The sequence below is a fragment of the Modestobacter sp. URMC 112 genome (genome assembly GCF_053502575.1).
This window is the reverse complement of sequence record NZ_CP199957.1, coordinates 4,117,912-4,128,932: the sequence shown is the minus strand read 5'-3', so window position 1 is coordinate 4,128,932 and position 11,021 is coordinate 4,117,912. Positions and strand designations below refer to the sequence as shown.

Here is an 11,021-nt window from a genome sequence, read left to right as displayed (position 1 = left end):
GCGTGTGAGGGGTGGGGGGGACGGGGTCCATCGTCAGGCGACGAAGTCATCTTCGCCTCCCCGCGCGATGGTCAGCACGCCCTGCTCCTCGAGCGTCCGGATGGCCGCGACGACCTTGGCCTGCGCCTCCTCGACGGTGCGGGCACGCACCGGCCCGAGCAGCTCCATCTCCTCGAGCAGGTTCTCGCCCGCCCGCTCGGAGAGGTTGCGTACCACCTTGTCCCGGACGTCCTGGCGCACGCCCTTGAGCGCGGTGGCCAGGTCGTTGGCCTCCACGTCGCGGAGCACCAACTGCAGGGACCGGTCGTCGATGGTGACGATGTCCTCGAAGACGAACATCTGCGACCGGATCCGCTCGGCGAGCTCCGGGTCGCTGTTCTCCAGCCACTCCAGGATGGACCGCTCGGTGGGCCGGGCGGACCGGTTGATGATCTCGACCAGCGTCTCGACGCCGCCGACGGTCTCCATGTCCTGGTAGGCCAGCAGCGAGCCCATCCGGCGGCCCAGCTCCTCCTCGACCATCCGCACCATCTCCGGCGCGGTGCGGTCCATCAGCGCGATCCGGTAGGCGACGTCGGCCTGCTGGTCCGGGGTGAAGTTCGACAGCACCTCCGCCGACTGGACGGCCGGGAGGTGCGCCAGCACCAGCGCGATGACCTGCGGGTGCTCGTCCTTGAGGAACGTGACGAGCTGGCGGACGTCACTGTTGCGCAGCGAGGCGAACGGCAGCTCGGTGTAGACGACGTTGAGCCGGGACAGGATGCCCTCGGCCTTCTCCTCGCCCAGGCCGGCGGCCAGCACCTCCCGGGCGAAGTCGACGCCGCCGGTGCCCACGAAGCGCCGCGCCTGCATGAGGGTGTGGAACTCGCTCAGCACGTCGTCCACGTCGGTGGCGTCGACCCCCTGCAGCCGCATCAGCTCGGTGGTCAGCTTCTCGACCTCGGAGGGCCGTAGCTGGGCGAGGACCGCCCCGGCCTCCTCCTTGTTGAGCTGGGCCAGGAAGACCGCGGCCTTGCGCAGGCCGGGCAGTTCCTTGCGTGGGACCACGGCGGTCGCGGGGGCCGGGGGACCGGCGATCCCGACCAGCTGCTCGACACTGGCGATGCTCATCTGCCGCTGCTCCTGTCCGTGCCGGTGGTGCGGTGGGTGTGCTCGTCGGTCATGTCCGTGTGCTCCTCACCCGAGCGGTCACTTCGATTCCGCGAACCAGCCGCGGAGCATGGTGGCGACCTCGTCGGGGCGGTCGCTGACCATCTCGGTGATCTCCCCGCGGACCCGCTCGCGCTGGGCCAGCTCCGCCTGGGCGATGCGGTCGTCGAGCACCGGGTCCCGGACGCTCTCGACCTGGATCCGGTCGACCTCCTCGTCCTCCTCGAGCTCCTCGTAGTCCTCGCCGCGGTTGCGTCGCGAGCGCAGCCACACCACGAGGACGAGCAGGAGGATCCCGGCCGCGATGCCGCCGGTGCGGATCAGCGACCACATCTGTGCGCTCTTCTCGGCCTCGGCGGCCGCGGCGATGTCCGCGGCGGCCTTGTCGGCCGCCGTCTGGTCGAAGGCCATGGAGGCGACGGTGATGGCGTCGCCTCGGGCGACGTCGAGGCCCACGGCGTTGCCCACCAGGTCCTGGATGGTCGCCTGGTCCAGCGCGCCGGCGGTGGAGGCGTTCATCACGACCGAGACGGTGAGCCGGTTGATCGCGCCGGGCGCGCCGGCGACCGTCTCGACGGTCTTCCCGACGGCGTTGTTCGACGTCGTCGACTGCTTGTCGTAGCTGGAGTCGCCCTCGGTGCCGGTCGCCGGGGTCTCCGCACCCAGCACCCCGCCGACGGCACCGCCGGTGCCGGTGTAGCCCTCGGTGGTGTTGGTCTCCGACAGGGCCGGCGTCCCGGGCACGTAGGTGTAGCTCTCGCTCGTGGTGTCCCGCTGGGAGAAGTCCAGGTCGGCGCGGACGCTGACCACGGCGTTCCCGGGGCCGGTGACGCGCTCGAGGATCTGCTGGGCGTTGGCGGCCAGCCGGGCCTCGTACTCCTGCTCCTGCTGGGACTGCGCGTCGCCGGCGGCCCCGCTGGCGCCCTCCCCGGCCGCGGACAGCACCGCGCCGGTGGAGTCGGCGACGGTGACCGACTCGGGGTCCATCTTCTCGATGCTGGAGGACACCAGGTGGGTGACCGCCTGCACCTGCTCGCCGGACAGGCTGGTGCCGGGCGCGAGGTCCAGCAGGACCGAGGCGGTCGGCTTGCCCTCGTCGGTGGCGAAGACCTCGTCCTGCGGCAAGGCGATGTGCACCACGGCCGAGCGGACGCCCTCCAGCGCCTTGAGGGTCGTGGAGAGCTCGCCCTCCAGCGCGCGCTGGTAGGAGACCTGCTGCTGGAACTCGCTGGTGGTGATGCCCTGCTGGTCCAGCAGGGCGTACCCGGTCTCCGAGCCCGCGGGCAGGCCCTTGCCGCTCATCGACAGCCGCAGGTCGTACACCTGCTCCTGGGCCACCATGATCGTCTGGCCGCCGTCGGCGAGGGCGTACTCGACGCCCGCGGCGTTGAGCTCCTCGACGATCGCCGAGGCGTCGGTGCTGGCCAGGTTGCTGAACAGCGGCGACATCGTGGGCGCGGTGACCCAGCGGGTGAAGAAGAAGCCCCCGAGCACCAGCCCGGCGACCAGCAGGCCGATGACGATCTTCTGGCCGGGGCTGATCGTCGACAGCAGCGTCCGGACCCGGTTCAGCGGGCCGGCGAGGGCAGCGGGCATCAGATCGGCATCCTCATGATCTCGGTGAAGGCCGTGACCGCGGAGTTCTTCAGGGTGACCACGGTGTCAGTGGCCAGCCGGGCCTCGGTGCTGGCGATCATGTAGTCGTGGGCGTCCTCGAGGTCGCCGGTGGCGGCCTGGGCGGCCAGCACGTCGGCGTTCGCCTGCACCCCGTTGAGCTGGTCGACGGTGCCGGCGAGGATGTCGGCGAACCCGTTGTCCCCGCCGACCGCCGGCGTCCCGTACGCGGCGGGGGCGCCGGACACGCCCGCCGCGCCGGCCACGTCGCCGATCCCGAAGGAGCTGGGGAAGGGGAGCCCCATGCCGATGGCGCTGATGGGGGAGGTCATGGTCAGCCCTTCCCGAGCTGGAGTGCCGACTGGTAGGCGTTGGTGGCCCGCTCGACGGTGGCGAGGTTGGCCTGGTAGCCGCGCTGGGCCATGAGCAGCTGCGTCATCTGGTCCCCGAGGTCGATGTCGGGGTAGCGCACGTAGCCGTCGGCGTCGGCCAGCTCGTGACCGGGCTCGTAGACCAGCCGGCCCTCGGCGTCCCCGAGCGCCATGCCGGCGACCCGCACGCCGCCCTGTCCCGAGCCGTGGTCGACCGCCTCGGCGACGACCATCCGCTCCTGGAAGGCGTTCTCGCCCGGGGCGTTGACGGTGTTGATGTTGGCGATGTTGTCCGAGACCGCGTCCATCCACTTGCGGTGGCTGTACAGGCCCGAGCCGGCGATCCGCAGGCTGTCGAAGGTGGACATCACGACGTCCGCAGGGCCGAGCGCAGCAGGTTGTACTTGCCGTCCAGGGCGTTGAGCGCCAACTGGTAGCGCAGCCCCGTCTCGGTGGCGATCGTCGTCTCGGTGTCGAGGTTGACGTTGTTGCCGTCCATCCGCGTCGGGTCCAGTGACTGCGCGACGGTGCCGCGGCCCACCACGGGCCGCTCCCCGTTGGCGAGCTCGCTCTTCAGCGCCGACTCGAAGTCGGTCCGCGAGGCCAGGTAGCCCGGCGTCTGGATGTTCGCGATGTTGTCGGCGGTGACCCGCGAGCGCTGCTGCAGCCCGGACAGGGCGGCGTGCAGGGCGGTCATGGTCGCGTCGGTGATCACCGGGCGTCCTGGGGGGAACGGCGGAGCACGTGGTACCTCCGGGTACGGCGGGATGCGCGGGCAGGGGGGCCTGCGCGCGTGGGGTCCGCCGATCCGTGGCGAGAGTGGTGCTGTCCGTGCACTGCTGTTCTCGGCAGTCACGGAAAAGAACATGACCACCTGCACCCGATCCGGGTGCAGGTGGTCATGGGAAGGACTTCGTCCGGCCCTTGCAGGGTCCCGCCGCGAGCCTGCGAGTGGCGGGGGGCAGGGGGTCCTTCTGCTTACAGGCCGCGGTCGATGAAGGAGGCCACCGGGCGGTTGGGGGCGTAGGACATCCGGGCGGCGACGTCGCGCTGTCTCTGCGACTGGGTGATCCGCTCGACCAGCTCCTCGGCGACGGCCAGTTGGTGCTGCAGCAGCCGGGCCGCGCGCTCGCGCAGGTCGTCGGGGAAGGGCCCGAGCCCCGAGGGCGGGACCCAGTCGGTGGCCCGCCGGCCCCAGGTGGCGATCTCCTCGGCCCGGTCGCGGGCCAGGGTCTCCTGGGCACCGAGCACCTCGCCCTCGAGCTCGTCGAGGACCGTGCGCCAGCTGAGGTCCGAGTCCTCCGGCCTCCCCGTGCCGGGGGGGCGGCCGGCGGTCACACCGGGCTCGCCGCGAGCGAGGCGGCGGCCTCGCGCCACGCGTCGCGCAGAGGCTCGACGATCTTGCGGCAGTCGTCGATCCGACGCAGGTCGCCCCTGAGGTTGGCCCGGATCAGCTCCGACAGCAGCCATGCGTACAGCGCGGCGAGGCGCGGACCGCCCTCCCACATGTCGACCCGCAGGCTGGCCTGCAGCTCGAGGACGACCTCCTGCGCGTGCTGGAGCTGCTGTCCGGCCTTCTCCCGGTCGCCGGCCGCCATCGCGGCGTGGCCCCGCTCCAGGTCCAGGGCCAGCCGGTCGTACAGCATGACCAGCAGCTGGTGTGGGGATGCTGTGGCGATCGAGTCGCCGAGATAGCGGGCGCGGAGTGAAGCGGCACTCATCGGTGGTCCTCCCAGGAGTCAGTGCGGCGTGGGGTTCAGGCGTTGTACGAGGAGGGCAGCGACCCGAGCTGGCCACTGAGCCAGCTGGCCTGGTTCTGCAGCTTGCCGAGGGTCGACTCCAGCGCGTTGAACTGGGCGGTCAGCGTCGTCCGGCGCAGTGCGAGCCGCACGTCCCAGCCGTCGATCTGCTTCTGCAGCTCCTTGACCCGGGTGTCCTGGCTGTTGGCCAGGTTGGTGATCATGCCGCCGGCCGAGTCACTGGCTCGCTCGGCCAGCACGGACAGCCGTGCTGCGAGCCCGTCCACGTCGATGGTGTCGTCCGTGGTGTGCTCGACGTTGTCGACCCCGACCCCAGTGCGCCCTCCGGCGATCTGCTGTGCCAGGGCAGGGGTCGCGGTCAGGGTGCTGGTGAACTTCGCGGCGTCGAAGACGATCGTGCCGTCCCTCTTCAGCTGGACCCCGACCGTGGCAGGTGAGCGGCCGCTCACCGCGGAGGAGATCTCACGCAGGAGCTGGCTGCTGAGGCTCGTCAGCGTGGAGTTCCCCTTGAGCGTGGCGTCACTGCCCTCGCGGTTGTCGGTGTGCTTGCTGATCGTGTTCAGCACCGAGTTCGCGGCGTCGATCATGGCCTTGACCTTGCTGGTCACCGCGGCAGTGTCGTTGGCCACGGAGATCGTCGTCCGCGGCTTCGTGCCGTCGGCGACCTCGGACACGGTGACCGACACCCCCGTGAGGAGGTCGGCGAAGGTGTTGGACGCCGACGTGGCCACCACGCCGCCACCCAGGGCCAGCGTGGCGTTCCCGGCGGCCTGGCTGTCGGTGAAGGCCGCGCCGGTGGGGTCGGCCTCGCTGGTGAGCCTGAAGGCAGCGGCCTCGCCGACCGCGGTGCTGGCGACCCGGAGCTTGAAGTGGCCGCCGTCGAGCTGGACGACGGTGGCGCTGAGCCCGTGGCCGCTGGCGTTGATCGCGGCGGCGGCGTCGTGGAGGGTCGCGACCGGCGGCAAGTCGATCTCGCCGATGGGCACCCCGTCCCGGACCACCGTGAGCGGCCAGCCCGGGAGCGGGCTGCCGCTGTCGGCCGCTGCTGCCGTCCGGACGTCGCCGGTGGCAGAGCTCCACGTGCCGCCGCTCATCGAGGTCTGACCGGTGGCGAGGGCCGTGACCGAGAAGGTGAGGCTGGAACCCGGGACGGCGGTCGGCCCTGCGCTGGCGGTCACGGTCGTGCTGCTGCTGCTGGCCTTGCGCGCCGCGGTGATGCCGTCCCCCGTGACGGCCTGCGCAGCGGAGGACAGTGCGGCGAAGGCGGTGTTGATCTCCCGGTAGGCGGCGGCGTCGTCCTTCGTGCCCAGCAGCTGGTTGCGGAGCAGCGTCTGTGGGCGGGCCTCGAGCTGCATCAGCTGGCTGATCATCGTGCTGTAGTCGATCCCGGAGGAGAGGCCGGTGCCCAGGCTCACGCCTGCCATGGTGGTTCCTGTCTCGACGGGGGCGGGGATGGGGATCCACACGCTGTGACGGTGCGGGGACTGCACTCCTGATGTCGGCGTCGGCCGGCCGCTCCTTGACTCGAACAGCGCTCGGTTCGTGCGCTGTCCCTCGGCCGGGGGACCACTCCGGGCGACGTCCGGGGACGCCGATGAGGGGAGAGGCCAGAGCCTCCCCCCTCATCGGGTGGAACGGTCGCGCGGGTGGTGCCCGGTCGATCAGCCCAGCAGTCGGAGGATGCTCTGCGTGGACTGGTTGGCCTGGGCCAGCATGGCGGTGCCGGCCTGGGTCAGGACCTGGTTGCGGGTGAACTTGGTCATCTCCGCCGCCATGTCGGTGTCGCGGATCCGCGACTCAGAGGCGGTGGTGTTCTCGATGGCCGTGTTCAGGTTGTTGACCGTGTGCTCGAACCGGTTCTGGACGGCACCGAGGTCGGCCCGCTGCGCGGACACCGTCTTGATCGCCGCCTCGATGGCCTTGATGGCCTCCGACGCGCCGGTGGCACCCGAGAAGGTCGCCGTGGCGGCCGAGATCTGCGCGGCCGTGGTGCCGGCCCCGCCGATCGCGGCACCACCGGTGGTGGTGTAGCCCTCGACAGCGTCCGCGACCGTGAAGGTCAGGTTGCTGCCGGACGCGGCGAACGGAGACGTGGTCAGGCCGAGAGCAGCCTTGGCCGCGGCGTTCAGGGCGGCGAGCGCTTCCGCCTGGGAGACGGTGCCGTCCTTGGTCCCGGTGCCAGCACCCGACGCGGCGGTGAAGCCGTCGGCCGCGCTGACCGAGTAGTCGACCGAACCGAGGTCGAAGGTCTTGCCGGCGAAGCTGATCTGGCCGGTGAGCTTCTCGAAGGAGGCAGCAGTGCCGCTGCCGGCACTGAAGTCCTGCGAGGCGGCCGCGGTGATGGTCAGCACTGCAGCGGCACCGGAGGACGCGTTCGCCGTGGAGACCTTGCCGGCGGCGGCAGCGGAGCCGGCCGTGTACAGACCGGAGCCGGTGACGTCGACACCGTCGACGCCGAGGCCCTTGGCGCTGGCGGCGCGGCCGATGTTGACCGAGATGGTCTCACCCGCGTTGGCCCCCACCTGGAAGGTGCCGCGGTAGTTGCCGTCCAGCAGCTTGGTGCCGTTGAACGTGGTGGTGTCGGAGATGCGGGTCAGCTCGGACTTGAGCTGGCTCATCTCCTTCTGGATGCTCGCCTTGGCGTCGTCGTTCAGGCTCCCGGTGCTGGAGGCCTGCACCGACAGGTCGCGCATGCGCTGCAGGATGGACGTGGTGGTGCTCAGCGCACCCTCCGCCGTCTGCACGACGCTCGTGCCGTCCTGGGTGTTGCGGACGGCCTGGCTCATGCCGCCGATCTGCGAGCGGAGACCCTCGGAGATCGCCAGCCCCGCCGCGTCGTCGGAGGCCTTGTTGATCCTGAAGCCGGACGACAGGCGCTCCAGGGACTTGCTCATGGCGTCGTTGGTGGTCGACAGGTTGCGGTACGCGTTCAGAGCCGCCATGTTGGTGTTGACGCTCATGCCCATGGTGTTCCTCCGTGGAATCGGGGCTTTCTGATTGACCCGCTGCGTCCGTGCTGCGGGCTGTTGCACTCCTGGTAACGGCGGGCGTCAGGCCCTTGTTGACCCGAACCGGAGAAGTTCTTGCCCGGTGTCCCTCAGGCGGGTCGGGCCGTCGTGCCGCGGCTGGTCGCCGGCCCGGGCAGCTGCCAGCCGTGCCGGGCGCGTGCGCGCGGCGACAGGGCCGGAGCCGGGGTGGTCGCAGGGCGGGGAGCCGGCGCCGGGACGGCCGTGCCCCGGCCGGCGGCCTGCCCGGCGGCCACCCGGTCGACGTAGGCGCGCTGCTGGTTCCGGGCGCGCACCCCACCCCCGGCCGGGACCGACCGGCCCTCCCAGATCTCGCTCATCGCGGCGTGCAGCAGGGTCAGCGCCCGCGCCCGCATCTGCGAGACACGGGACAGCGTCACGCCGAGGTCGTCGGCGATGTCGGTCAGCGACTCGTCCCCGAAGAAGTTCCGCTCCACCACCTCGTCGAGCCGGTCGGGCAGCGCCCGGATCGCCTCGTTCAGCGCCCGCGCCCGCTCACCGCGGAGCAACGCGCGCTCGGGGGAGTCCCCGCCGTCGGGCAGGTCCAGCGAGCCGCCGTCTTGGCCGGTCCCGGCGTCGATGCTCACCAGGACCGCCCGGTGCAGGTCCACCCTGAGCGAGTCCAACGCCGAGCGGCCCACCCCGAGGCTGGCCGCGAGCTCCACGGTCGTCGGTGGCCGGCCCAGGGAGACGGTGAGGGCGTCGGCGGCGGCGTCGGTGCGGCGGGCAGCGGCCCGGACCGATCGGCTGGCCCAGTCACCGGACCGCAGCTCGTCGAGGACGGCGCCCTGCATGCGGGGGAGGGCGTAGGTGGCGAACGTCGCCCCGGCCTCGGGGTCGAAGCGTCGGGCCACCTCCACCAGCGCCACGTGCGCACAGCTGAGCAGGTCGTCCCGGCTGACGTGGCTCGGGAGCGAGATCCGCGAGGCCACCGCGTTGACTGCGAACTGGGCGAGGGGCAGATGGGTGGTCACCAACACATCGACGTCGGGCTGGAGACGCTCGCTCGTCGCGGTGCGCAGAGTGGTCACGCCGTCCTTCTCGGCGGACGAGGGACGCCTCGCTACCGGCATCGGCAACTCCGGTCACCGACTGGAGTGAATCCGTGACGTGACCGCCTGTTGGGCTCAACCCGGCCCCCGTGGTGCCGAAGTGATCCCCGACAGGCACCCGCTGACCGGCGGTGTGCCCCGGCACCACCGACGAGGGAAGGCGGCTCCCATGGACCACCAGCACCTGTCGACCCTGCTCTGGCGGGAGCACGAGCTCCTGGACCTGCTGCTGTTCAAGGCCGAGGAGAAGCAGTACCTCATCCTCACCGGCAAGACCCGCTGGCTGGCCCGCATCGCCCACGAGATCGAGGTCGTCCTCGAGCAACTCCGCACGCTGGAGGTGGAGCGGGCAGCAGCCACCGAGCAGATCGGCATCCGGCTGGGTCTGGCGGGCAACCCGTCGCTCCGTCAACTGGCCGAGGCGGCGCCCGCTCCCTGGAGCGAGCTGTACGTGCGGCACCAGGAGAGCCTGCTGACCCTGGTCACCGAGCTCCGGGCGCTGTCCGACGCCAACAAGGAGCTCATCGAGGGCGGCCTGAACGCGATCGGCGACGCGCTTCTCTCGGTGCGGGTCAACTCCGGCGGCACGTACACCCAGGCCGGCCGGCGCAGCGGCAACGCGTACCGCCCGGTGACCCTGGACGGTGCGATGTGAGCGGATTGAGCAGCCTGAACAGCGCGACGACGGCGCTGCGCGCCCAGCAGCGGGCGATGGACGTGACCGGCCAGAACGTCGCCAACGTCAACACCGACGGCTACTCCCGGCAGCGGGCCGAGCTGCGGTCCATCGGCGCGAACACCGTGCCGGCCATCCACTCGACCAGCGACGGCGTGGGCAGCGGGGTCACCGCCGACCGGGTGACCCGCATCCGGGACGCCTTCCTGGACGGGCGGGCGCAGGTGGAGCACGCCACCAGCGCGCGGCTGACGGTGGAGAGCAGCACGCTGAGGCAGGTCGAGGACGCCTTCCGCGAGCCCGGCACGACCGGCATCCAGAGCATGCTGTCGGGCTTGTGGGCCGGCTTCGAGGTGGTGGCCAACGCCCCGGCCAACCTCGCTGCACGCAGCCAGCTGCTGGAGCGCGCGGAGACCCTCGCCGCCGGGGTGCGGAGCACCAGCGCGACGCTGGAGCAGCAGTGGGACACCACGCGGGAGAGTCTGGCCGCGCTGGTGGAGGACGTGAACGCCAGCGCCGAGTCGATCGCCTCGCTCAACAAGGCCATCCGGTCAGCGACCCAGGCGGGGACGCCGTCGAACGAGCTGGCCGACCGGCGTGACCTGCTGGTGCTGCGGCTGGCCGACGCGATCGGTGCGACGTCCACACCGGGTGAGTACGGACAGGTGGACGTGGTCGTGGGCGGCACGTCCCTGGTGTCCGGCCCGACATCACTGGGCCTCCGGCTGACCGGCAGCGGGACGGCACGCGGCGCGGCGGGCGACCCCCCGCGGATCCTCACCGACCCGGGCAACTCGGTGCTGCGGGTGGACGGGACGGCGGCGGGGCAGCTGAGCGCCCTGTCGGCGACCGTCCCGCAGTACCTGGGTCGGCTCGACGGGTTCGCCACGTCCCTGGCCGGCGTGCTCAACAGCCAGCACGGGCTGGGTACGGACCTCGGCGGTGCTGCCGGTGGACCGTTGTTCGCCAGCACCGACGGCACGCCGCTCACAGCGGCGAACCTCGGTGTGGCCGTCACCGACCCGCGCAAGCTGGCGGCCGCTTCCACCACCGGTGCCTCGCTGGACAACCGCAACGCCGACGCGCTCTCCCAGCTCGGCGAGACCAGCGGTCTGGACGGCTCCTACCGACAGCTGATCACCACCTTGGGGGTCCAGGCGGCGGTCAGCAGCCGGAACGTCGGCATCCAGGCGGTGATCACCAGCCAGGTGGACGGCGACCGTGAGTCGGTCTCCGGAGTGAGCCTCGACGAGGAGATGACGAACATGCTGGCCTACCAGCACGGCTACCAGGCCGCCGCCCGGATGGTCACCACGATCGACGAGATGCTCGACGTGCTGATCAACCGCACCGGTCTCGTGGGGCGCTGACCT

The 11,021-nt window shown here is 71.5% G+C and carries 12 protein-coding genes; 2 read left to right on the top strand and 10 right to left on the bottom strand.

The window, feature by feature from the left end:
* Window positions 1-33: 33 nt before the first annotated feature.
* The 10 genes from fliG to ACWIX6_RS19620 all read right to left on the bottom strand — a co-directional run bounded on the left by fliG (window position 34) and on the right by ACWIX6_RS19620 (window position 8,951).
* Window positions 34-1,110 carry a flagellar motor switch protein FliG gene (gene fliG / locus ACWIX6_RS19665; RefSeq protein WP_448614125.1) on the bottom strand — a complete coding sequence of 359 codons (1,077 nt, stop codon included), beginning with the start codon at window positions 1,108-1,110 and terminating at the stop codon, window positions 34-36.
* Window positions 1,111-1,188: 78 nt separating this feature from the next.
* On the bottom strand, window positions 1,189-2,745 hold the full coding sequence (gene fliF / locus ACWIX6_RS19660) for a flagellar basal-body MS-ring/collar protein FliF (RefSeq protein WP_448614124.1): 1,557 nt from the start codon (window positions 2,743-2,745) through the stop codon (window positions 1,189-1,191).
* Window positions 2,745-3,095: a flagellar hook-basal body complex protein FliE gene (locus ACWIX6_RS19655; protein WP_448614123.1), complete on the bottom strand. Its 351-nt coding sequence runs from the start codon at window positions 3,093-3,095 to the stop codon at window positions 2,745-2,747. The genes fliF and ACWIX6_RS19655 overlap by 1 nt, the downstream gene beginning before the upstream one ends.
* Before the next feature lie 2 nt (window positions 3,096-3,097).
* Complete coding sequence (locus ACWIX6_RS19650) at window positions 3,098-3,502, bottom strand: flagellar basal body rod protein FlgC (protein ID WP_448614122.1); 405 nt, start codon at window positions 3,500-3,502, stop codon at window positions 3,098-3,100.
* Window positions 3,502-3,849 carry a flagellar basal body rod protein FlgB gene (gene flgB / locus ACWIX6_RS19645; RefSeq protein ID WP_448614121.1) on the bottom strand — a complete coding sequence of 116 codons (348 nt, stop codon included), beginning with the start codon at window positions 3,847-3,849 and terminating at the stop codon, window positions 3,502-3,504. Before flgB ends, ACWIX6_RS19650 begins: the two co-directional genes overlap by 1 nt.
* 263 nt (window positions 3,850-4,112) lie before the next feature.
* Complete coding sequence (locus tag ACWIX6_RS19640) at window positions 4,113-4,472, bottom strand: hypothetical protein (RefSeq protein WP_448614120.1); 360 nt, start codon at window positions 4,470-4,472, stop codon at window positions 4,113-4,115.
* The gene (fliS, locus tag ACWIX6_RS19635; RefSeq protein ID WP_448614119.1) at window positions 4,469-4,855 is read right to left on the bottom strand and encodes a flagellar export chaperone FliS; all 387 of its coding nucleotides are present in this window, start codon (window positions 4,853-4,855) and stop codon (window positions 4,469-4,471) included. The genes ACWIX6_RS19640 and fliS overlap by 4 nt, the downstream gene beginning before the upstream one ends.
* Before the next feature lie 35 nt (window positions 4,856-4,890).
* A complete protein-coding gene (fliD, locus tag ACWIX6_RS19630) occupies window positions 4,891-6,309 on the bottom strand; it encodes a flagellar filament capping protein FliD (protein WP_448614118.1) in 1,419 nt (472 codons plus the stop codon).
* A 246-nt stretch (window positions 6,310-6,555) separates the two neighbouring features.
* A complete protein-coding gene (locus tag ACWIX6_RS19625; protein ID WP_448614117.1) occupies window positions 6,556-7,926 on the bottom strand; it encodes a flagellin N-terminal helical domain-containing protein in 1,371 nt (456 codons plus the stop codon).
* Window positions 7,927-7,991: 65 nt separating this feature from the next.
* The gene (locus tag ACWIX6_RS19620; protein ID WP_448614116.1) at window positions 7,992-8,951 is read right to left on the bottom strand and encodes a sigma-70 family RNA polymerase sigma factor; all 960 of its coding nucleotides are present in this window, start codon (window positions 8,949-8,951) and stop codon (window positions 7,992-7,994) included.
* Between the two features lie 190 nt (window positions 8,952-9,141).
* On the opposite strand from ACWIX6_RS19620, the gene ACWIX6_RS19615 reads away from it, so the two are divergent.
* Window positions 9,142-9,627, top strand: a complete 486-nt coding sequence (locus ACWIX6_RS19615) for a flagellar protein FlgN (RefSeq protein WP_448614115.1) — start codon at window positions 9,142-9,144, stop codon at window positions 9,625-9,627.
* Window positions 9,624-11,018 (top strand): flagellar hook-associated protein FlgK, encoded by a 1,395-nt coding sequence (gene flgK, locus ACWIX6_RS19610; protein WP_448614114.1) that lies wholly within the window; start codon window positions 9,624-9,626, stop codon window positions 11,016-11,018. The genes ACWIX6_RS19615 and flgK overlap by 4 nt, the downstream gene beginning before the upstream one ends.
* The last annotated feature ends 3 nt before the right edge of the window (window positions 11,019-11,021 follow it).

Coding starts and splice junctions, on each gene's coding strand:
- ACWIX6_RS19650 (WP_448614122.1), bottom strand. CDS start 3,502: ATGTCCACCTTCGACAGCCTGCGGATCGCCGGCTCGGGCCTGTACAGC.
- fliS (WP_448614119.1), bottom strand. CDS start 4,855: ATGAGTGCCGCTTCACTCCGCGCCCGCTATCTCGGCGACTCGATCGCC.
- ACWIX6_RS19615 (WP_448614115.1), top strand. CDS start 9,142: ATGGACCACCAGCACCTGTCGACCCTGCTCTGGCGGGAGCACGAGCTC.
- ACWIX6_RS19655 (WP_448614123.1), bottom strand. CDS start 3,095: ATGACCTCCCCCATCAGCGCCATCGGCATGGGGCTCCCCTTCCCCAGC.
- fliG (WP_448614125.1), bottom strand. CDS start 1,110: ATGAGCATCGCCAGTGTCGAGCAGCTGGTCGGGATCGCCGGTCCCCCG.
- fliF (WP_448614124.1), bottom strand. CDS start 2,745: ATGCCCGCTGCCCTCGCCGGCCCGCTGAACCGGGTCCGGACGCTGCTG.